Genomic DNA, 22,979 nt, shown 5'->3' with positions numbered 1-22,979 from the left:
TATGGAAATCACCACAATTATTGGAATTGTTGCTGCCGTAATCATCATTCTGGTTGGTTTGAGAATGATGCTACGAAAGCCAAATGATGCAGCACCTTCTCTTGAGTCTGAGTTACACATCAATGCTGACTGTCAGCAACCTGTGATTCCTCGTCATGTGCGTGACCAGTTACAGATTGCACGTGCTACGCCAGAACAACAACGTGTTGAACCGAATTTAAATGCACTAGACTCCGTTGAAGTTGCTGAAGAAAAAGTACAAAAGCTTGATGATGTCGTTCAAGATGCAAATTCAACGCAGTCAACTGAAGTAGATTCAATTAAAGATATTGATCAAAATGATCCAGCAAATGTTGAAGCGCATCAGAAAACTGATCATGCTGAATCTGAAGCATTGAACAGCACTGATTTATCTACAAAGACTGACGAGAATTCGTCTGTAGATACCATTGAATCAGACAAAAGTGTTGTAGAGAAAGAAAAAGAGTCAGTATTTCAACTCAATGCCAATGTAGAAACTGCTGAAATCAAAGAGTTTGATGAAGAAAGTAGTATTTTGGATGTGCATCTCAATGAACAGCAAAAATACGATGATGAAAGTGTGCTTTCAAAAGCGGAAACGATTATTGCGTTAAATGTATATCCAAACCCACGTAAAGCATTGTCAGGTGATAAGACACTTAAAATGCTTTTGAAGTATGGTTTACGTTTTGGTGAACTTTCTTGTTTTCATCGTTATGAAAACCCGGAGGAAGAAAGCCATTTACTGTTTTCTGTGTTGCGGGTGACAGACAACGGACCTGATGGATTTGATCTTGAAACTTTGTCGACAGAACAAGTACAAGGATTAGCATTTTTCTTGGCATTGCCACACTCAGATGTGCAGAAAGGTTTTGATACCATGGTCAGTATTGCCGGTTTAATCGCTCGTGAGATTGATGGTACGGTCTATGATGAGAACAACCTTGAGTTTACACCACAGTTGAAAGAGCATTGGCGTCATAAGGCGATTGATTATCGCTCAGGGCATGAAGCTTAGCATAAGCGTATATTTACTTTATAATTGGTATTCAAAATTTTAGGCGGAGTTATCCGCCTTTTTAGATGGTGAAATAATTTATGGAAAATAATCCTGTCGTGACGCAAATGCGTCAATTGATTCAGCTCATAGCCAAACATAACCATGCTTATTATGTGATGGATCAACCCAGTATTGAAGACAGTGAATATGATCAGCTATTTCACCAACTCAAAGCATTAGAACAGCAATATCCAGACTTAGTTCAGGCAGATAGCCCTGTGAATAAAGTCGGAGGTAAACCGCTGGCTAAATTTGAAACCATTACTCATACTGTACCAATGTTGTCATTGGGCAACGTGTTTAATCAGGAAGAATTGTTTGCTTTTGCCCGCCGTATTGAGGAACGCTTACCCAACCAGAAAATTCAGTATGATGTGGAGTTGAAATTCGATGGATTGGCGATTTCACTTTGGTATGAAAACGGGGTGTTGACTCGTGGTGTTACCCGTGGGGATGGTGAAACAGGCGAAGTGATTACTCAAAATGTCAAAACGATTCGCAATCTACCCAAAGTGTTGTCTTCTGACAAAGTTGCAGTACCTCGTTTGCTAGAAGTTCGTGGCGAAGTGCTGATGCCTAAAGCTGGTTTTGAGCGATTGAATGCTGAGAATGAAGCCAAAGGTGAAAAAACATTTGCCAATCCTCGCAATGCCGCAGCAGGAAGTTTGCGACAGCTAGATCCAAATATTGCTGCATCACGACCTTTGGCATTCTATGCGTATGGGATTGCACAGTGCGAACCTAATCATGGGTTAAGCTCGATGTCAGCAAGCCTTGAATGGTTGACTAATTTTGGCTTTGCCGTAGGCGAACGTCATTTTATTTGTGACAGTATTCAGGAAGTTCAAGAAAAATATCAGCAAATCAATCAAGAGCGTCCGAATTTGGCGGTTGAAATTGACGGAATGGTCATTAAGGTGGATGACCTACAACAACAACAAAAGCTTGGTTTTTTAAGTCGAGAGCCACGTTGGGCAACAGCCTATAAATTCCCCGCCGTTGCTGCTTTGACAACAGTTGAAAATATTGATTGGCAAGTGGGGCGAACTGGTACATTAACCCCCGTAGCTCGTTTAAACCCTGTGGCTGTGGGTGGTGTCACCGTTTCAAATGTGACTTTGCATAATATTGGTGAAATCCATCGTTTAGATGTTCGAATTGGCGATACTGTAAGTGTCTATCGCAGTGGTGATGTGATTCCCAAAGTTGAGAAAGTTTGGTTAGAGTTTCGTCCAGACGATGTGGTTGAAGTGCATTTGCCCGAAAACTGTCCTGTATGTTCGTCACCTGTGGTGATGCCAGAAGGTGAGGCTTTAGCTCGATGTTCAGGTGGTTTGTATTGTTCAGCACAACGTATTGAAGCCATTCGACACTTTGTTTCTCGTAAAGCGATGGACATCGAAGGTCTAGGTGATCGTTGGGTGGAGTCATTACTTCATCTTGATTTATTAAAAGATGTTGCTGATATTTATCACTTACATGAACATCGTGAACAGCTATTGACCATTGAGAAAATGGGCGAAAAATCTGTTCAGAATTTACTGGATGCCATTGAAAACAGTAAGAAAACAACCTTAGCTGCATTTATTTATGCACTTGGAATTCGTGGCGTCGGTGAAACGACAGCGCGTATGCTTGCCAATACATTCCAAACCTTTGATGCAATTCGCCATGCTGATCTCGAAGCCTTGAAAAAGACACCAGATGTGGGTGGAATTACAGCTGAATGGATCGTCGATTTTTTCCAAGCCTCACATAATCTTGAAGTTATTGATCGGTTACTGGCGGCAGGAATTCACTGGGATGCTCCAATAGCTCCAACACGTCAGCCTTTAAATGGTGAGAGTTGGGTGATTACTGGAACACTAGCAACGATGGGGCGTGATGATGCGACTCAGATGCTTCAAGCTTTAGGTGCTCGTGTGAGTGGCAGTGTTTCAAGTAAAACCAAATGTGTGGTTGCTGGAGAAAAGGCGGGTTCTAAACTCGAAAAAGCAGAAAAATTGGGCATTCCAGTGTTGGATGAGCAAGCCTTTTTAGCGTTGATGGCTGATTATGGTCAAGCTTAAATATGCTTGAATAAATTCCTAAGCTATTGTAAAGATACATTCTGTGTGTCTTTACAATCATCTTTAGGTCATGAAAATAATAAAACGATATGTTGCTTGCTTTCTACTGTTATTGCCAACAACCTCAGTTTTTGCCGTGAATGATTGTCAGCATACGAGTGGTTTAAAACAGTTGAATGAGCATTTAAATCAATCCATTGAAAATGATTTATACCACTATTGGTATTTGCGAATTAAACATTTTAACGAATTCATGCTTAGATCCTTTAAACAGGATCAACAATCGGTGAATGACTTGATTTGGTCAAAGCAATATACACAAGCCCAACTCAAACAAAAACTGATACAAAAAAACCAAAACATCTTCCATGATTTGAATACTCAGTTTGTCAAAATTGCTCAACAACAACAGGCAAAAGAAACAGAATTGGATGATGTTTACCACTATATTGCCAATTATGAAAAGTTATTAGAACCCTATATCGCAATGCAATTAGATAAACAACAAAAGCAACTTTTGATGGTTTATGATGCTCAGAAAGATCAAGCGATCAATGCGCTTTTTCAGTATGACATTCATGAGGACAAATTATTAAAACAACAGATCCAACAAAATTTTCATTTTAACTTTACAGAAATTAAGACGTTAAATCAGGAACATGATCAAGACAAACGAATTTCATATTGCCAAATGAAGCTAATGTTAAATCAACAAAAAAGTGTGATCTTAGAATATGCGATCGGTCAATTTGTTGATGAGCCAGATGTGTTGCTCATGCCAACTGAATTTAATGTGAATAGGTTGAATGTGGGATATGAAAATATTGGGCATTACTTAATCGTGCAATAATCAGTTTCTTCATAAAGCTTGAAAAAGTAATTTTTGGGAAGACGTTTAAATGTATTTTAGCTTGATCAAGCATGAAACCTTGATCATGAGATAAAAATAAATCTGTAAGACTTTTATTTGCAACACCAAGCTTTACATGAAAAATTTACATCAATTAAGCTAGGCGATGCTTAGCCATAGAAAGCGATTATTCATATTTCATGGATACTTAAAAGTATTGAATCCTATTTTGAATGGCGAAGAAGTCTCATATTTTTTATATGATAATCATTCCTATTTATTAGAATTTTCCATTAAAAAAAGTTTTAGATGAAAAATTACAATATTTAACAATAGTAATAGTGTATATAATAATCATTATCAATTGAAAAATAATTTGTTGAATATGAAACTTTTTTCCCAAACTCTTTTAGTTAATTCTATTGCGGTTGCTCTTTTTGGTGGGGGGACTCTACAAACAGCTTTGGCTGATACGGAGGTTTCAACCTTACCGACAATCAAAGTTACTGCTGAAAAACAGCAAGAGGAGGCAACTTTTGCCAATGGCGCTTTGAAAAAAAATACCCAGTTAGGACCATTGGGCAACAAGCAAATTATTGATACCCCATTTAGTATAAATAGTTATTCTGAGCAGTTGATTGAAAACCAACAAGCAAATACTGCGGGTGAAGTCTTAAAAAATGATGCCAGTGTAAGAACGACGACCAATCAAGGGCATCTCAATGAAAACTTTAAAATCCGTGGTTTTGATGTCAATCATGAAGATTTAAATTATAACGGCTTTTATGGTGTAGCCCCTTATGGGCGTATGCCAACAGAGTTTTTAGAATCCGTTTCAGTGCTTAAAGGACCAAATGCATTGGTCGCGGGTGTTGCTCCTACAGGAAGTGTGGGGGGGATTATTATTGGTCATTCAAAACGAGCCGATAAAGAATTAACACGTGTTTCAGCTGTATATGAAGACGGAGGATATTACCAATCGGGATTTGATGTATCACGTCGTTTTGGTCAAGAGAAAGAATTTGGACTACGTGTAAATGGTGCTTATGCAGATGGTGAGCATATCATTGATGGTATGAATGATCGTCAAGCACTGGGCTCAATTGCTGCCGATTACACTACAGATAAAGTCAAAATTAACTTAGATGCATATGCGGTAAAAGGAAATCGTAAGGGGGGCTCACCTGCGATGGTTGCGATGGGAGGAAAGGGAAGTGTTAATCAGGTTCTTGCCGCACCAAAAGGTGATTTAAACTATTTCTCAGACTTAAAAGGCAATACCAACAGTCAATTTGTGGGGTTATCTGGTGAATATAAATTTACCCCTGATTTAAAAGCATTTGCGGGTATTGGTTATGTTGAAAAATCATACGATGGGCATCTTTTTGGTACGCGTATGATTGTGAATAATGTCAATGGAAATGCCACATCTCAATATTATCGCGTGGGTTCAAAAGAACATAACACCGCAGCAAACTTTGGCTTTGAGGGGAAGTTTGATACAGGTTCTATTCAACATACATTAGGTTTACGTGCGGATTATTTAACGCGTCAGTATACCCAACATAAAGCAGCAACCAGTTCGAGTTTTACAACGAATTTATACCATCCATCCAATACCGGAAAGATGCCAACAACTTATCCTGAAATTGTGCCTTATGGTGATAATGAGTATGTGAGTTACACCTTAACTGACCAGATTTCAATGCTAGATGATAAGTTGCAACTCATTTTAGGTGCTCGCTATCAAGATATTGATACAAAGAACTTGGTTAAAAAAACATCTTATAATTCAGATAAACTTTCTCCAAGTTTGGGCATTGTGATTAAACCCTTTGGCGAGGATCTGTCTTTTTATGCAAGCTATGTCGAGGGTTTAGCAGAAGGCGTGACGGTCTCTGAGATTACCTATCCGACTGCAACCAATCAGGGAGATACGCTTGCACCATACCAAACTAAACAGTATGAATTGGGCGCCAAATATCAATGGGGTTCATGGTTAAACACTGTGGCGTTGTATCAAATTGAAAAGCCCGAGGTATATCAGGACACTATAACAAATAAGGTTAAAGATGATGCTGAGACTCGTTCACGTGGTATCGAATGGTCTTTCTCTGGAAATGTAACAGATGCATTATCTTTAATGGGGAGCTTGGCTTATATCGATGCGGAATACGTGAAATCTGGTAAAACAGCGATTCAGGGAAATAACGTTTATGGTGTTCCTGATTTTACTGCCTCTTTGGGACTTGATTATGCGATTCCTCAAATTGACGGTCTCAATATAAACACGCGTGTGAGTTATGTGAGTGAACAATATTTGAATGAAGAGAACAGCTTAAAACTTCCTGATTATACAATTGTTGATTTAGGTGCACGTTATAAAACTAAACTTGGTGGGGTAAATACCACATTTCTTGCCAATGTTGATAACGTGACCAATAAAAAATATTGGGAAGGAGTTTTTAATTCAAATTACGCTTTGGTGGGTGGTGCTAGAACATATAAGGTTGGTGTAACCTTTGATTTCTAAGCCTAGCTGATTTTGAGCGTAATAAAACAACAAGCCTTTTTCATATATGAAAAAGGCTTGTTGTTTTAAAGAAAACGTGTATGGCTGAAATGTTGGGAGACGCTAAATATATTTTTTCACCACACCATCATCAAGCAATTGTTGAAAATGCTCCACTAAACTGGTCTCAATATCACGATAGTGGATGCCCAATTCTTTGATACTTTTATCTGCATTAAAGAAGATCGGATAGCCCATATTCTTTTCAATAAAGTCACGTGAATAACCAAATACAGGTCCAATAAATTTAAAAGCTTTTTTCGGAACTTGATTGCGGGGAAAAGGAAATTTTTGTCCAAAATTTTGACGTAAAATTTTTCCCATTTCCAAGAGACTGAGTGAGCCACCACTAATAATGTAGCGACCAGACGCGTGTGGGTTAAACGCGGCTAAAATATGCGCATCAGCTACATCTCGAACATCAACAATACCATTCCACATCGGTGGAACACCAAATAGCGTCATTCCGTTGGCAAATTGTTCGAGGACTTCAACACTGCCTGACTGAGTATTTGCCGTTAGTGATGGTCCAAGCACTAAAGCTGGATTTACACAAATAAGCTCCCAGCGATTTTGTGCTTCTGCCATTTCCCAAGCTTTTCGTTCAGCCATGACTTTAGAGTAAGGATAAGGTTGATGGGTCGTTGAACTGGTTATGTTCCAATGGGACTCATCAAACTGATTGTGTTCAGTTTTTAATATATCGATTGCATCACCATAGGTTGAAGCAATACTTGATGTCACAATGACACGTTTTACAGAATCTGTTTTATTGACGCTATTGAGGACATTTTCTGTTCCTAAAATTGCAGGCTCAATAATATCTTTAATGGCATCTTTATAGTTGGTCACTACAAATGGTGATGCCATATGTAATACAACTTCACAACCTTGCATCGCCTCATCGAAAGAATCTTTTTCTAGCAGATTGGCTTTGAAAAGCTTAAGTGTTCCTGTGCTTTGCTGTGCTATTTTTTCAAGATGGGCAAAGCTTTGTTTTTTATTTAAATCCCGTACAGTTGCATGAACGGTATAACCTTGCTCCAATAGCTTTTGAATCACCCAACTCGCAATATAGCCTGTTGCACCTGTGACCAAAATTGGGGCTGAAATATTTCCCTGAACCATTATTTTTTCCTTCTAATTTTTAATATTCAATATCATAAATATTAAGGCGAATGTTGTCTTGAAATATTAGCATTAAAAAAATTAAAAAAGTGATCGCTTGAGTTTCGCGATTAAAATTTAATAGAAAACAAAATCATGATGGCAAATAAGAAGCATTTTTAATGGTTACAAAATAAATCATTGTCATTTTTAGCAATAAATCGCCATCAAAAGTATGGTGAATTATTGCAAGAGGTTATTTTATATATAGAAAATTACTTATTTGAATTGCAAATGCGTATGTTTCTCATTTTAATTTTATAAAAATCATAAACTTACACATTTTGCCTTTTGCAAATTTTATAAAATTTGCCCATACTATTGCAAAAGAATGTGGAGTAATTGAAATGCGTGGCAATCCAGAAGTCGTAGACTATCTAAATATGTTGATCGGTGGCGAACTGGCTGCTCGTGATCAATACCTCATTCATTCTCGTATGTACGAGGATTGGGGCTTAAGCAAAATTTATGAGCGTATCGATCATGAAATGCAAGAAGAAGCTTCACATGCTGATGCTTTAATTCGCCGTGTACTTTTCCTTGAAGGTACACCGAATATGAATCGAGATGATATCGTCACTGGTGAAGATGTGGTGACTTGCTTAAAAGCAGATTTGGCGTTGGAATATCATGTGCGTGAAAAACTTGCACAGGGCGTAAAACTGTGTGAAGAAAAAGGTGACTACGTTACCCGTGATATGCTTCGTCAGCAAATGAATGACACAGAAGAAGACCATACGTATTGGTTAGAAAAACAATTGCGTTTGATTGAATTGATTGGTTTGCAAAACTATATTCAGTCGCAAATGTAAGAGTTGCTGTATGAGATCAAAAGCCTTTAGATTTTATCATCTAAAGGCTTTTTTTATTGGTGTCGAGCTATTTCAGCACCAAACAAGCTCAATCATTTGTTCGATGTTTAAGTGCTAATTAAATAGCATGCCATCATAGCTAAGGCTTTATACAATTATTTTTTTGAAAATTTTTGGATATCAGCAAGCACTTGATTTGCGTGCGTTTGAGTATTTACACTGCTGTAGTGATACACAATTGAGCCTTGAGGATCAATTAAGAAAGTTTCTCTTTTTGCGATTTTGGTAATTCCGAGATTACGCACAATCCCAAACTGATTCGCCAATTGGTGATTGGTATCCGCAAGAATCGGGAAATTGAGTCCCAATTTTTCTGAAAATTTCTGATGAGATTTTACATCATCCAAACTTACACCAAGCACTACAGCATTATTCTTAATGAATTGTGGATAGAGTGATTTGAATTGATTGGCTTCTTGAGTACAACCAGGTGAATCATCCTTTGGATAGAAGTACAGAACGACCCATTTACCTTTATATTGACTCAGTTCATGCCATTTTGAATTTTGATCTTGTAGTTTAAAACTGGGCGCAGGTTTTCCAACCCATTGTCGTTCTGATTCATAAGAAGAAAAAATTGAATTTTCAGCATGACTGACCCGATTCAACATCAACAGGGTAGAAATAGAAAGTAACCCTATACCTAATATTTTAAGTGATTTCATTGTATATCCTTTGCTGCGTTGAGCCTAAATCCATACTAACAAAGTTTAGCTGTACAGCGCGTGGAGAAATGTTGGCTTTTATTTGAAACGCCTTTATGATTTTTAAAGTTGTATATCATCAAGAGAACAATATGGACGTCGGTGCAGTACTCATCCAATTGAAAATGGATAAGAAAGATGATGTGAGGGCATGGCAGGAAATATTACATCGTAGACAAGCTGAGGCAATACAGACACTTGTTGCTGAAGGTGTGCATGTAGAATCATGGTTTCATGTGGAACTGGATGGTCTTGACTATTTGATTGCTTATACTCGTGCCGATGATATTTCTAAAGCGCATGAAACTTCGAGAAATAGTCAATTTGCAATAGATCAACTCCATCAACAATTTAAAAGTACATGGGCAAAAGTGATTCCTGCAAGCTTATTGGTTGATTTAGATGTTAAGCAACAATTATTGGTTGATTTAGATGTTAAGCAACAATAACTAAAAAATTGACATTAACGTTTTGATTTTTAGATACTAATTCTGGCGTTGTAATCAGATCTGTTGTTCTATTATTTTAAGCATGCTCTAATCAACGCTTCTGATGATTTTTAACAGTGATTTGAATTGAATCGACGTATTTTGCTGATTACTGGTTGGGGCGGTGGAACAAAGCTGCTCATGGCATTACAACAACGCTTAGAACAGCAAGGTCATGCCGTTGAGCTGATTAATATTTTTAATGCCTTGGATCAACAAGTCTTACAATACTATGTTGAAAAGGCTCAATCCTTTGATGTGATTTGTGGCTGGTCTTTAGGTGGGCAGTTGGCAACCTTGTTGGTCGACCAAATCGAAAAACAATATCAGCAAAAGAAGATATTGATCACACTGGCTTCAAATCCATGTTTTGTCGCAAATGCTGAATGGCAAACGGCAATGCCTCAAACTACATTTCAAAACTTCAAACAATCCTTTGTAGATGATGCAATTGCCACACTGAAAAAATTTGGTTTTATGGTCTGCCAGGGCAGCGAAACCAGCAAAGCAGATTTTGCTAAATTGCAAAGTTTGATTAAGCCACAAAATTTAGAACTATTAAGACAGGGTTTGTTGTGCTTAGAGCAATTAAATCATGTTGAGATCTTAAAAAATTATACTGGAAAGCAATATCACTTGTTTGCAGAGCAAGATTTCTTAGTTAGTCACAAAGTCTTTGAAAATTTCCAGAAATTCAATGCAAAGTTTTTGGATGTTGAGCTATTTACAGGTTCACATGGGCTTCCAGTTTTTAATTTTGAATTGGTTTCTGATAAAATCTGCCAATATTTACAAAAAATAGAATAAATCATTGGACGAGTGGTAAATCTCGCAATTTATTTTTATTCTCTGTAGGTTTAACATCGGTACACTGTTTTTGCTGTAACTGCTTTACCTATGGATACTGGAGTAAATGGATGACCGATTTAAACAACCGAGCGAACGAATTGGTCGCAGATGATCTAGGTTTTGATCGTGAACATCTTTGGCATCCTTATACATCCATGACACAGCCCTTACCCAGTTTTAAAGTCAAAAAGGCGTTTGGTGCAACAATTGAACTTGAAGATGGTCGTCAACTCATCGATGGTATGTCCTCATGGTGGTGTGCGATTCATGGTTATAACCATCCTGAATTAAATCAAGCAGTCACCGATCAACTCCAAAATATGTCACATATTATGTTTGGCGGATTTACCCATGATCCTGCGATACAATTGGGAAAGTTGTTGCTTGAAATCACTCCGCCAAGTCTCGACAAAATTTTCTTTGCAGATTCCGGTTCTGTTGCAGTTGAAGTCGCATTAAAAATGGCAGTGCAATATTGGTCTGCTCAAGGCAACGCGCTAAAAACCAATTTTGTCACCCCCCGCTCTGGTTATCATGGAGATACATGGAATGCGATGTCTGTCTGTGATCCCGTAACAGGTATGCATCAAATTTTTGGATCAAGTTTACCCAACCGTTTTTTTGTCCCTGCACCCAAAGTTGGTTTTTATGAAGAATGGGATCAACAAGATATAGCGGCACTTGAAGAAACTTTGGCAGTACATCATGCCAGTATTGCAGGTTTGATTCTTGAGCCGATTGTACAAGGTGCGGGAGGGATGCGTTTTTATCATCCTGAATATTTACGTCAAGCCAAATTGCTCTGTGAGCAATATGATGTTTTATTAATTTTTGATGAAATTGCAACTGGCTTTGGACGCACAGGAAAATTATTTGCATGGGAACATGCGCAAGTCGAACCTGACATCATGTGTATAGGTAAAGGTTTGACGGGTGGATATATGACCCTTTCAGCGACGATTACCTCAAAGCAGGTGGCTGAAACGATTAGTCAGGGAGAGGCGGGGGTATTTATGCATGGTCCTACTTTTATGGCAAATCCTTTAGCTTGTGCTGTGGCGGTAAAAAGCACTGAATTACTCATAAATCAAGATTGGCAAAACAATATTCAGCGTATCGAAACTCAGCTTAATCGCCATTTGACACCATTACAATCACTCAAGCATGTTGCTGATGTCCGTGTATTGGGAGCAATCGGTGTGGTTGAACTCACCGTTAATGTAGATATGAAAACCTTACAACAAGAATTTGTACGTCGTGGTATTTGGGTTCGTCCGTTTGGTAAATTGGTTTATGTGATGCCGCCTTATGTGATTAAGGACAGTGAGCTTTATATTTTACTTACACAGTTGGTTGAAGTTGTTAGCGGTATGGAGCAAAACATATGAGTGCAACCAATAGATTGCTGGACCACTATGCCAAACAATTGGATGAGCTAAAGCAACAAGGAAACTTTCGACAATTTAGTTCAAATACACAGCAAGGTCGTGAGATATATATCCATGATCAGCAAATGCTAAATTTCGCTTCAAATGACTATTTAGGTTTGGCTTCTGACCTTGAACTAAGAAAGCAATTCTTTGATGAAACGCCAAATGCTCAGCACCGAATGAGCTCTTCATCTTCACGCTTGTTGACGGGGAATTTTCCAGAATATGAATTGCTAGAAGAAAGTTTAACTCAAGCTTTTAACGGTCGTGCTGCGTTGCTGTTTAACAGTGGCTATCATATGAATATTGGTATTCTGCCTGCTCTTGCTGATAGTAAGACACTGATTCTTGCTGATAAATTAATTCATGCCAGCATGATTGATGGCATCCGTTTGTCATCCGCAAAATATGTGCGCTATCGACATAATGATCTCGAACATTTGGCTCAATTGTTGCTTAAATATCATGATGATGAGGCTTTTGAGCGGATTATTGTGGTGACTGAATCCATTTTTAGTATGGATGGTGATGAAACAGATTTAACAAAATTGGTTGAGATTAAAAAGCAGTTTTGCAAAGTCATGTTATATGTAGATGAAGCACATGCAATCGGTGTTCGAGGTGAGCACGGTTTGGGTTGTGCTGAGCAATATCAAGTGATCGAAGAGATTGATTTTTTAGTTGGAACTTTCGGTAAGGCAATTGCATCAGTTGGTGGCTATTTAATTTGTCACCCAGTCATTCGAGCGTTTCTGATTAATTCGATGCGTCCTTTGATTTTTAGTACGGCTCAACCCCCAGTTTGTATGGCTTGGACAAATTTTATCTTTCAGAAAGTTTTAGGTTTAAATCAATTGCGCCAACATTTATACAATACCAGTGGGTACTTACAACAGGCTGTACAAGCGAAGGGCTTTGATTGTCCATCTACTTCTCATATTGTTCCCGTGATTATTGGCGACTCAAGCCAAACAGTGATGAAGGCAAAAACTTTACAAGAAGCAGGGTTTTACATTATGCCTGTACGTCCACCGACTGTTCCACAACACGGCTCAAGGTTACGTATTTCTTTAACTGCTCAAATATCTCGAGCTGATTTAGATCAGCTGATTCCCCTATTGTAAGCAGAACGTATTGTGAGCTGAATGTGAAATCTCTAAAACTTGATATGTCACAGATTGCGTTGCGTTTTGCGCAGGCAGGGCAGAGCTATCCAGAACAAGCAATCGTGCAAAGAAAAATTGCTCAGCATTTGTCTGATTTAATCACTCAATATGGTGTTGGTGAGTATGACAAAGTATTTGAAATTGGTTGTGGTTCAGGAAATCTAACCCAGCTTTTAATACAAAAATTCAATATCAAAGATTTGATTTTGAATGATCTTTATGAAGATGTTCAGCAGCATTTTAACTTTAATGTAATAAGTAACCCTCAGGTAAACTGGTTAATTGGGGATATTGAACAACTTGAGTTTCCACAAAACTTGAACTTGGTTGCTTCAAGCTCTGCCCTACAGTGGATAAATGATTTAGATGCGATTTTTAAACAGGCGTTTCATCATTTAACCGCACAAGCCGAACTGTGTTTTTCGAGTTTTGGTCAGCACAATTTGCGAGAAATTAAAAGCTTAACAGGGCAGGGATTGAGCTATTTATCTATCAAGGACTTACAGGCTAAATTGCAGAAAAATGGTTTTGAAATTTTGCATTTATCTGAGCAGATTGAACAGTTGACTTTTACCCATCCCAAACAAGTTTTACAACATTTAAAAGCCACAGGTGTAACCGCAACGGCTTCTTCATTCCGTTGGACAAAGCAAAGCCTTATGGATTTTTACCAAAATTATCAACAGTTTTCTTATGTTGATGAGGCAGGAGTACTTCAGTATCGCCTGACTTATCATCCTATTTATTGTATCGCGCGGAGAATGTCATGACTGGATCAGTTTACTTTATTAGTGGAATAGATACGGGGATTGGCAAGACCTATACGACGGGATATTTAGCAAAATTGTGGAATGCGCAAGGGCGTAAAACTATTACTCAAAAGTTGATTCAGACTGGTAATACAGATATATCAGAAGATATTCAACAACATCGAGAAATTATGGGCATGGGCTGGTTTCCAGAAGATGAAACCAAACTGACCATGCCAGAAATTTTTACTTATCCTGCATCACCACATTTGGCAACACAAATAGATGGACGTGAAATCGACTTCCAAAAAATTGAATCTGCCACAGATCAACTTGCACAAAACTATGAAGCTGTTTTATTGGAAGGTGCCGGTGGTTTGATGGTGCCACTCACTACAGAGCTGCTGACAATTGATTATATCGCTCAGAAAAAACTGCCAGTGATTTTAGTGAGTTCTGGTCGTTTAGGGAGTATTAATCATACGATTTTAAGTTTAGAAGCATTGAAGAGTCGTGATTTAGAGTTGTATGCGCTTGCCTATAACTTAAATGATGAATCTCAGGATGAACTAATTTCAAAAGATACCGCAGAATATTTAAAAGCCTATTTAGGGAAACATTTTCCGAACAGTATCTGGATCGATATTCCAGTAATCTCATGATAAAGCACGCTATCAAGTGCTTGATGCTGTATAAAAATACTTTGCTTTCGAGAGTAGGTTTTAACTTGAAAGCGCTTAAACAGAGAGAGGATGCTGCTGATGAGTTTTAAAATTCAAATTGAATTATTGAATGAGTCTGAACGCTCTTCTTTAGATTTTGAAAGTAATGCATCCACTCAAATTTTAAATAGCTTTGATCAAATTGATTGGTCGAAACAAGCTGTTTGGGGGATGTTAGAGCAACATCAAGGCGAGTTTCCCTTTTTTCAGGTTGAGCAGATACAGAGTGGGCGTAAGTTTGGTGGTCTTTTGATTGCCTACAGTCACGATCAATATAATTTTAATGTGCATGCAGAACTGTATCAAAAACAGCAAAAGTCACATCTTTTTGGTTTATTTAAATCTGAAAGCATGCCAAGCTTTGATAACGATGATGTGCCTTTTGAGGTATTTCGTGACTGTTTGGAAAAGTTTTTGCGTGGCAATGATTCCGAAATTGAACGACTACTCAAGATAAAATATAAAAGCTATGGTCATACAGATGCATTTAGTCGATAAATGATTGAACATTAAATTGTAATGAGGAAATTAATTAAAGATATGTTTCTGTTTGATAATAAAGAATATTTAAAAATTTTCCTAATCGCTTCTTATCGTCGTTACATTCAGCATAAAGTCATAACAAATTAGTCTTTTTAAAAAATCAAAAGTCATTTATATTTCATATCAGTAGCGTAATTTATATCCAATAAGCGCTGTGTAATAAAATAAACTGAAAACAATCAAGAGGTGAGCCATGTCAGGATGGTATGAAATTAGTCAAGCAAAAGATGGTCAATATCGCTTTGTATTGAAAGCAGGAAATGGAGAAATTATTCTTACCAGTGAATTGTATAAAGCAAAGGCTTCAGCACAGAACGGTATTGCTTCTGTACAAAAAAATAGCCCCGATGATGCTCGTTATGATCGCCTTGAAGCCAAAAATGGTAAACCCTACTTCAATTTAAAAGCCGCAAATCATCAAATCATTGGAACGAGCCAATTTTATTCGGGTGATGCAGCGCGCGATAATGGGATTGAATCTGTAAAGAAAAATGGTCCTTCTGAGAAAATTAAAGATTTAACTGAACAAGCAGAATAGACTGTTAAAATTTTCTAAAAAAGCATGTGATTTACATGCTTTTTTTATGGCAATATTAAGTTGATTAAAAATACCATTATTTATCAAAATTGATCAATTCAATGAAATTATTTAAATGAATTTTAATGAAATTGTTAAGTTTAAAATTACAATTTTGACATAAATCTTCAAATACATTTTAAAAAGATAGAATATAAAAACATCAAGAGTATTATATTTATTAGCTTTGCATTTACTTTTAAATCTTAATTGAGTTTTTATCATAAATTTATATGACTATTTTTAAGCATTTTTAAAATTTAAATATGTTATGGTCAATTTATTATCAAATTAAGTTCACTGTATCGGTTTGGTATTATTGAGTTTTAATAAATAATTTGCGATTAGGGTATTTGACCATTTAATCAAATACTTTTCGGAAAATATGTGAATTAAATTGAGTATTTTTAAATATTGCTAATGTAATGAAGAATTATATCGATGGAGTTGGGTGAGTGTATCTAGATTATAGGAGATATTCCATAAAATAATCATATTGGAATAATCACAAGAGATAGGTTTGATTTAGATTCAGCAGTCACTTAAATAAACACTAATATAATTCACATAATATTTATTAAGTGTTAAATTGGTCACAAATAAGTGAGGTTTCTCGATGAAAATAGAAATCGCTGGTAATTCACAAATTGCTGCTGAGGTTATTTCCCAAATTCAAATATGGGATGCTGCTGTTGTTGGTAACAGTCTTGAACACCTCTTAGATCAATGTGCACAAGATGTCAGTCTGTTTGACGTCAGTACTCAAATGGATGGTATTCACGCCTATAAACAGGAATGGGAAAAGTTTAGCCCTTATTTTAGCGAGAATATAAAAATTGTTCGACGTAATATGAAAATATATGCCTCAAACGATTTGGCCATACTGCATTGTCATTCTAAAGTGGAAAATACGGCACTGAAAGATAAGTTACAAATGCCTTGGTGTCGAACCACATTATGTCTTCAAAAGAAAGAAGGGCAATGGTTGGTGGTACATCAACATATCTCAATGCCAATAGATATGATGACTGGCAAAGCCATTATGTTAAAAGACAAGGCAAAATTGAGATTAGTAGTATAATTAGGGTTTGTGGACAATTCGTCTATGTTTGCGACTAGGTGTGTTTTTTAGGCGATTCTAGGCGCGAAATACGAAATTTAGTCATTCTAAATGAGTAGTTCGTAACGACGAAGCGACAAAAAACACGCTAGTCCCGAAGGGTTGTGGCTAAAATTATCTCAGGCTACGTTATGAAACTTAAAAATAGTCTCGCTATTCTTTTCATTTCATGCCTTGCCTGCTCAATTTTAACCTACAACGCAAGCCATTTATGAAATGCCCACAGACCCTAATCTTTATAAAATAAACGCTCTTTCTTGGGCGTTTATTTAAATTCAATAGCAATCATTTGAAGTGGCAAAAAAGATTTTTCAGTGCTTGTTGGTTTGCTACTTGAATCACAGATCGAGTTTTGAAAAAATCATGAAAATAATCTCAAAATGTGAAAAATAATGCCAAATTCATTGTTTGCAAAATATGGTTGGTTAAAACCCTTAACTCCACGTAATCCTCATGAGCCACATCGAGTGGCAACATCTTTAGAATTGTTGTTTGATTTGATTTTTGTGGTGGCAATCGCAACAGCAGGGCAGCAATTACATCATAGTATTATTGAAAACCATTTATCACATGGTTTATTGCTTTATTTCATGGTGTTTTTTGCACTGTGGTGGGCATGGATGAATTTTAGCTGGTTTGCCTCGGCTTATGACAATGATGATGTGTTTTATCGCATCATGACTTTTGTACAAATCATCGGTTCTTTGGTTATGGCGGCTGGCATTCCGAGTGCTTTTCAGCAGCAAGATTTTGATGTGATTATTATCGGCTACGTCATTATGCGCCTTGGATTGGTAACACAATGGTTTCGGGTTGCGAAAAATGATCCAGAGCGTAAGCAAACGGCTTTGAGATATGCTTTTGGTATTATCCTTGTGCAGATTGGTTGGTTACTTTTTCATTTTTCGCCGATTCATTTTACCCTATATCTATTTGTGCTTTTGGTGATTGCAGAACTCAGCGTCCCTATCTTTGCCGAAGCACATAATATGACACCTTGGCATCCGCATCATATTTCAGAGCGATATGCATTGCTCACCATCATTGTGTTAGGTGAGTCGATCATAGGATGTTTTGCAGCAATTTCTGATGCTTTAAATAATCAGCTGTTAAGCCAAGAGTTGATCTTTTTAACCATTGGTGGCTTATTGATCATGTTTACCATGTGGTGGGCGTATTTTGATCACGATGTTGCTGAAAGATTGAATAGTCGTAAACGTGCATTCTCATGGGGTTATGGTCATTTTTTTATTTTCGTGAGTATTGCTGCATTGGGTGCCGGCTTGGCTGCTGCCGTTGATGTTGTGACCCATAAAGCTGAAATTTCTGCTGAGATCGTAACATATTTTATTGCAATTTCTTTGATTGTATATAGCGCTAGCCTATGGTTATTACAGGATATTCATCATTTGTCTGGTATAAAGAAATGGTTTTATCCAATAACCGCTGTCATTGTGCTGTGTATTCCTATGATATTGCATCAAACGGGCTATGCTGTATTTGTGATCGCCATCATTTATGCATTACGTCTTATTTTTTCAAAATGTTATTTAGCAAGATAAGCAGAGTCTTATGATCAGGGTGGCGTAAATGGGGTTTCATGATTTTTACCGAATGAGTTCACATGCTGTTATTTTCAACGAACAACAGCAAGTCCTCTTATTAAAGGCAACTTATGCAGGTTGTGCATGGGGTTTACCTGGTGGAGGATTGGATCAAGGTGAAACAGTACATGAAACGTTACGCCGTGAATGCCAAGAGGAATTGGGTTGTGATGTGAAGATTGAATATCTATCCGGTATTTATTATCACCCTACCGTTAATTCCCATGCCTTTATTTTTAAATGTACTTTGCCAAGTGATCAACAGATTCATTTAAGTGAAGAGCATTCTGAATACCAATGGTTTGATTTTGATCAGCTTTCCCCTGTACAAAAAATTCGGGTCGAAGATTGTTTTAACTTTGATGGTCAGGTCATCAGCCGGTCATTTTAAGGTGATGTCTCTTTTTCGGAAACAATAAAAAACAGGTCATCAAGACCTGTTTTTTATTCTCAGTTCATTACCTTATTTATCTGGTAGGGCATAAGCGACAATAGAGTCACCCATCTTGGTCCCAAATGAACCATGTCCACCTGCCATGATCACAACATATTGTTTGCCGTTGCTTTCATAGGTCATTGGGGTTGCTTGTCCACCTGCAGGCAAACGACCTTTCCATAATTCATCACCATTGGTGACATTAATGGCACGAATATAATCGTCTTGCGTTGCGCCAATGAACATAACATTACCAGCTGTTGAAATAGAGCCACCTAACATTGGTACACCCATTTTGAACGGCGGTAATGGAATCCCTGGCATACTGTCACGGATGGTACCGATACGACGTTTCCATGCGACATCATGTGTTTTTAAATCGACACCAGCAACATAGCCCCATGCAGGTTGTTTACATGGTAAGCCGAATGGTGAAAGGAAAGCACTGATTTCAACACCATAAGGAACACCATACATCGGTTGAACACCTGCTTCGGTACCTGCACCTTTTGCTGTTTGCTTACGGTTAGGGTCAGCTGGAATCAATTTACTGACAAATGGCAGTCCAATTGGGTTCATCACAGCAATTTGACGGTCAGGGTTCAGTGATAAACCACCCCATTCAAATACACCTAAATTACCCGGGAAAACGAGCGTGCCATTTTCTGAAGGTGGAGTATAAATGCCATCATAATTTAAACGATGGAATGAGACACGACAGATTAATTGGTCAAACATGGTTGCGCCCCACATTTGTTTATCTGTCAATTTATCTTTAGGCGCTAAGTTGAAGTCTGAGAATGGTTGAGTTGGGGAATAGAATTCGCCTTTGGTTTGTGGACCACGTTTTACAGTTTGTGGTACTGGACGTTCATTAATCGGAACGATAGCTTGACCATTACGACGGTCTAAAACAAAGGCATTTCCTGTTTTGGTCAATACATAGATGGCAGGAACAGTTTGTCCTGTTTTATCTTTAATATCAGCCAAGGTTGGTTGAGAAGGTACATCCATATCCCATAAATCATGGTGAGTGGTTTGGAAGTTCCAGACCAATTTACCTGTCGTTGCATTCAATGCTAACATTGAGTTGGCATAACGCTCATGCAGTTTGGTCCGGTTACCGCCCCAGATATCAGGTGTACCTACACCAGTGGGTACATAAACAATATCGAGTTTTGCATCATAGGCGAGTGGTGCCCATGCATTTGGTGAATTGTTGACATATTTTTGACCAGGACCTGGAATCTGGTTTGGATCTTCAGCACCTGTGTCAAATACCCAAAGCAAAGCACCTGTATTCACGTCATAACCACGAATTACACCAGAGGGTTCTTGCGTAGAATAGTTATCGGTTGTTGAACCACCAATGATAATAGTTGTACCCGTAACTACTGGTGGAGACGTTGGAATATAGCCGCCCGGATAAGGGAATGGCATATCTTTTTGCAAATCAACTTCACCGTTATGACCAAAGTCAGAACATGCTTTACCTGTATCAGCATTTACGGCAACGATACGACCATCGTTTACAGGTAAAATGACTTTACGTGGGCATTCTGTTGAAGATGATTTTTTTGCTTGCAGGCTTGTTGCAAAACCTACAGTGTTATTTGCATCGTAGTAAGAAACACCACGACAGGTTAAGTGTTGGAAAGTATTATCTGATTTAAGTTTTGGATCAAATACCCACTTTTCTTTACCTGTAGAGGGATCAAGAGAAACCAATTTTTGGTGGGTCGTACACAAATACATGTTATTGCCGATTTTAATCGGAGTAACCTGATTGGTTGTTTCACCAGAGTCATTCTCGGTTTTTGACTCGCCTGTATGATAAGTCCATGCAACTTGCAGGTCTTTCACGTTGTCCGAGTTTATTTGGTTCAATGGAGAATAACGTAAACCTGATTGAGTGCGCCCATATGCAGGCCAATCCGCATCAGCGATTCCATCAATTGGAGCAGGGGTTGGTTGTTTTGCGGATAATGTCCCACGAATTTCTTGTGGATCATTAAAGATCGAATATGCCATAACAGCAATCGTGATTGCCAAAGTACCAGAAAGTGCAATTTTAGCGCTTTTGGCATCGAAACCACGGGTAACTGCTGGAATAAGCAACCATAAACCAAACACGCCTAAGATGTCTAAACGAGGCGCAAGTGCGAAAAAGTCAGAGCCGACTTCCCAAAGCCCCCATACCACAGTACCGAGTACCAATGCGGCATAGACATATAAAGCAGAACTGCTTAACTTACGTAATAAAATTGCTGTTGCAATGAAAAGTATGCCTGCGATGATGTAGTACCAAGACCCACCAAGTGCTGCAAGCCATACGCCACCAATAAAGAGGACTAAACCAAATACGATTGCAATCGCAATGGTAAATGTTCTAAATCCTGAAGATGGAGTTTGCATATTGACCACCTATCTATTTAATTAATTTTGAATGCTTGATCATTCCCATAAGGTTTGATGAAGCAGAGAACTTAAAAAACTAGACTTTAAATATTTTAATGCCTTGGGAGAACATATGAGTAGGCATCAAAATATTTATCGTCTACAAACTAAAATGCAGTTTGCAATTTAATGCCGCCAACCCACGCATTTTCGCCATTTTTATATGCACCGACATGGCGGATATACTGTACATTTGGACGAATTGTGAGCCAGTTGGTGGCATGTACACCATAATAAACTTCGGTGTTATATTCTTCGTCTTGTTGACGAGTTTGAATGTCATTGACATCAGAATTGATGCTAATCCGTGAAAAGCCGATGGCGATATCATCTTGAGGGCGTGCATCAAATGGACCTTTATAGACCAGTCCAATATTTTGCATATTGTCTACCGTATTGGTGGTTGAGTCATGCAAGGTTAAATTCACAAAACCCGTCAAACCACGGTTTACATCACCTTGGTGTGTAGTGAATTGTTGTTTTGCAACGACCCATCCGCCTTGTTTATGATCGGTTTTATTTGGGTTTTTGATGGTTTGCGCATCGACTGTGCTGTAGTAATAGCCCAAACGATATTCGCCGGGTAAATTGGCTGTGCTGAGTTTAGGTTGCCAAACCACTTCTGCTGGAATAATTGTGCCATGAGAACCATCTGTGCTGAGGTTGAAACCTTTGCCACGCTTTAAGTTCTCAGGATTATATTCATAAGCGCCAAGTTGCGCATAAAGTTCAGGGTTGAGATTGTATTTCGCTCGAATTGCCCATTGACTGACAGGCCAGTTGTACCATTGATCACCAACCCAGTTCCCCACTTGAGAGCCGCAGAGTGCAAGGTTTTGAAAATCACAGTCAAAACTGTTAAAATCTTCGCCTTCGCCAAAACGACCCACTTTAATATCTAATTTTTGATCAAAGAATTTTTTCTTGATCCAGAAATCAGTAAGGCGCCAAGTTTGACCTCGTCCCCAAACTTCTTGGGTCGAGCTGAGTTGTCCAGCAAGCGCGTCTGAGGTTTGTGAGAGCGAGCGACCATTACGTTCAGTGATGGTGATTTGGGCTTCTGTATCTTTCCAACCCAATACTTTCTCTAAGTCGATATGGGTACCCAATGCAAACTGATCTGCATACTCGGTACCGTGGCTTGAATGATTTTTTGAATCCAGTAATGTGGCTAATTCGCCAGTATAACCGAAACTGAAGTCATAACCTTTTTGTTGCAACTCGGTTCGCTTGCCATTCCAGTCGCCAAGCATCCACGGACTTTGTGGATCAAATGCATCAGCTGCCTGTGTACTTTGAAAAGAACAACATAAAGACAATAGGCTGATTGCCCCATAAAAGTAACCTTTAGATTTATTCATATTTGGTGACCTTGATAACACTTTGTAACTAATTGTTTATGATACTCTCATATTCGTATAAAAATCTATTAATTTTGACTTTTAATTGTAATTTATGCAAAAGGTTTATCGTATGGTGATAATTCTTTGTAAATACATAATTAAAATAAGGGTATCTTTGTG

General features: G+C 38.0%; 20 protein-coding genes. 16 read left to right on the top strand and 4 right to left on the bottom strand.

Annotated features, from left to right (window positions below):
- The first annotated feature begins 1 nt into the window (after position 1).
- The 4 genes from F938_RS09865 to F938_RS09850 all read left to right on the top strand — a co-directional run bounded on the left by F938_RS09865 (position 2) and on the right by F938_RS09850 (position 6,533).
- On the top strand, positions 2-1,039 hold the full coding sequence (locus F938_RS09865; RefSeq protein ID WP_005031182.1) for a cell division protein ZipA C-terminal FtsZ-binding domain-containing protein: 1,038 nt from the start codon (positions 2-4) through the stop codon (positions 1,037-1,039).
- A gap of 80 nt (positions 1,040-1,119) precedes the next feature.
- On the top strand, positions 1,120-3,150 hold the full coding sequence (gene ligA / locus F938_RS09860; RefSeq protein WP_004830293.1) for an NAD-dependent DNA ligase LigA: 2,031 nt from the start codon (positions 1,120-1,122) through the stop codon (positions 3,148-3,150).
- A 70-nt stretch (positions 3,151-3,220) separates the two neighbouring features.
- Positions 3,221-4,000 carry a hypothetical protein gene (locus tag F938_RS09855; RefSeq protein ID WP_005031181.1) on the top strand — a complete coding sequence of 260 codons (780 nt, stop codon included), beginning with the start codon at positions 3,221-3,223 and terminating at the stop codon, positions 3,998-4,000.
- A 385-nt stretch (positions 4,001-4,385) separates the two neighbouring features.
- A complete protein-coding gene (locus F938_RS09850; RefSeq protein ID WP_005031179.1) occupies positions 4,386-6,533 on the top strand; it encodes a TonB-dependent receptor in 2,148 nt (715 codons plus the stop codon).
- A 102-nt stretch (positions 6,534-6,635) separates the two neighbouring features.
- Here F938_RS09850 and F938_RS09845 read toward each other — a convergent pair whose 3' ends face one another.
- Positions 6,636-7,700 (bottom strand): SDR family oxidoreductase, encoded by a 1,065-nt coding sequence (locus tag F938_RS09845; protein ID WP_005031177.1) that lies wholly within the window; start codon positions 7,698-7,700, stop codon positions 6,636-6,638.
- A 386-nt stretch (positions 7,701-8,086) separates the two neighbouring features.
- On the opposite strand from F938_RS09845, the gene ftn reads away from it, so the two are divergent.
- The gene (gene ftn / locus F938_RS09840) at positions 8,087-8,551 is read left to right on the top strand and encodes a heteropolymeric bacterioferritin subunit Ftn (protein WP_005031172.1); all 465 of its coding nucleotides are present in this window, start codon (positions 8,087-8,089) and stop codon (positions 8,549-8,551) included.
- 155 nt (positions 8,552-8,706) lie between these two features.
- Here the strand turns inward: ftn and F938_RS09835 are convergent, their stop codons facing one another.
- Positions 8,707-9,276 carry a peroxiredoxin gene (locus F938_RS09835; RefSeq protein ID WP_005031171.1) on the bottom strand — a complete coding sequence of 190 codons (570 nt, stop codon included), beginning with the start codon at positions 9,274-9,276 and terminating at the stop codon, positions 8,707-8,709.
- Positions 9,277-9,407: 131 nt separating this feature from the next.
- Between F938_RS09835 and F938_RS09830 the strand changes: the two genes are divergently transcribed.
- The 11 genes from F938_RS09830 (at position 9,408) to F938_RS09780 (ending at position 18,954) form a co-directional block, all read left to right on the top strand.
- Positions 9,408-9,764, top strand: a complete 357-nt coding sequence (locus F938_RS09830; protein ID WP_005031170.1) for a DUF6176 family protein — start codon at positions 9,408-9,410, stop codon at positions 9,762-9,764.
- 126 nt (positions 9,765-9,890) lie between these two features.
- Entirely contained in the window at positions 9,891-10,610 is a 720-nt protein-coding gene (locus F938_RS09825; protein WP_010590849.1) for an alpha/beta hydrolase family protein, read from the top strand.
- Positions 10,611-10,720: 110 nt separating this feature from the next.
- The gene (gene bioA / locus F938_RS09820; RefSeq protein WP_005031168.1) at positions 10,721-12,040 is read left to right on the top strand and encodes an adenosylmethionine--8-amino-7-oxononanoate transaminase; all 1,320 of its coding nucleotides are present in this window, start codon (positions 10,721-10,723) and stop codon (positions 12,038-12,040) included.
- Positions 12,037-13,206, top strand: coding sequence for an 8-amino-7-oxononanoate synthase (locus F938_RS09815; RefSeq protein WP_005031167.1), 1,170 nt, complete (start codon positions 12,037-12,039; stop codon positions 13,204-13,206). Before bioA ends, F938_RS09815 begins: the two co-directional genes overlap by 4 nt.
- 23 nt (positions 13,207-13,229) lie before the next feature.
- Positions 13,230-14,018, top strand: coding sequence for a malonyl-ACP O-methyltransferase BioC (gene bioC, locus F938_RS09810; protein WP_005031166.1), 789 nt, complete (start codon positions 13,230-13,232; stop codon positions 14,016-14,018).
- Positions 14,015-14,659: a dethiobiotin synthase gene (gene bioD, locus F938_RS09805; RefSeq protein WP_005031164.1), complete on the top strand. Its 645-nt coding sequence runs from the start codon at positions 14,015-14,017 to the stop codon at positions 14,657-14,659. The genes bioC and bioD overlap by 4 nt, the downstream gene beginning before the upstream one ends.
- 99 nt (positions 14,660-14,758) lie before the next feature.
- The gene (locus tag F938_RS09800) at positions 14,759-15,217 is read left to right on the top strand and encodes a hypothetical protein (RefSeq protein ID WP_004830278.1); all 459 of its coding nucleotides are present in this window, start codon (positions 14,759-14,761) and stop codon (positions 15,215-15,217) included.
- Positions 15,218-15,455: 238 nt separating this feature from the next.
- Positions 15,456-15,800 carry a YegP family protein gene (locus F938_RS09795; protein WP_004830277.1) on the top strand — a complete coding sequence of 115 codons (345 nt, stop codon included), beginning with the start codon at positions 15,456-15,458 and terminating at the stop codon, positions 15,798-15,800.
- A 655-nt stretch (positions 15,801-16,455) separates the two neighbouring features.
- A complete protein-coding gene (locus F938_RS09790; RefSeq protein ID WP_004830276.1) occupies positions 16,456-16,920 on the top strand; it encodes a YybH family protein in 465 nt (154 codons plus the stop codon).
- Positions 16,921-17,351: 431 nt separating this feature from the next.
- Entirely contained in the window at positions 17,352-18,521 is a 1,170-nt protein-coding gene (locus tag F938_RS09785) for a low temperature requirement protein A (RefSeq protein WP_005031162.1), read from the top strand.
- 28 nt (positions 18,522-18,549) lie between these two features.
- Positions 18,550-18,954: an NUDIX hydrolase gene (locus tag F938_RS09780; RefSeq protein WP_005031160.1), complete on the top strand. Its 405-nt coding sequence runs from the start codon at positions 18,550-18,552 to the stop codon at positions 18,952-18,954.
- Between the two features lie 72 nt (positions 18,955-19,026).
- On the opposite strand, the gene F938_RS09775 is transcribed toward F938_RS09780, so the two are convergent.
- The gene (locus tag F938_RS09775) at positions 19,027-21,414 is read right to left on the bottom strand and encodes a glucose/quinate/shikimate family membrane-bound PQQ-dependent dehydrogenase (RefSeq protein WP_004830273.1); all 2,388 of its coding nucleotides are present in this window, start codon (positions 21,412-21,414) and stop codon (positions 19,027-19,029) included.
- A 149-nt stretch (positions 21,415-21,563) separates the two neighbouring features.
- Positions 21,564-22,817 (bottom strand): carbohydrate porin, encoded by a 1,254-nt coding sequence (locus F938_RS09770; protein WP_005031158.1) that lies wholly within the window; start codon positions 22,815-22,817, stop codon positions 21,564-21,566.
- Positions 22,818-22,979: the final 162 nt, after the last annotated feature.

Source organism: Acinetobacter bereziniae LMG 1003 = CIP 70.12 (assembly GCF_000368925.1).
Lineage (GTDB): Bacteria > Pseudomonadota > Gammaproteobacteria > Pseudomonadales > Moraxellaceae > Acinetobacter > Acinetobacter bereziniae.
The sequence above is the reverse complement of the archived record's forward strand: the minus strand, read 5'-3'. Positions and strand labels throughout refer to the sequence as shown.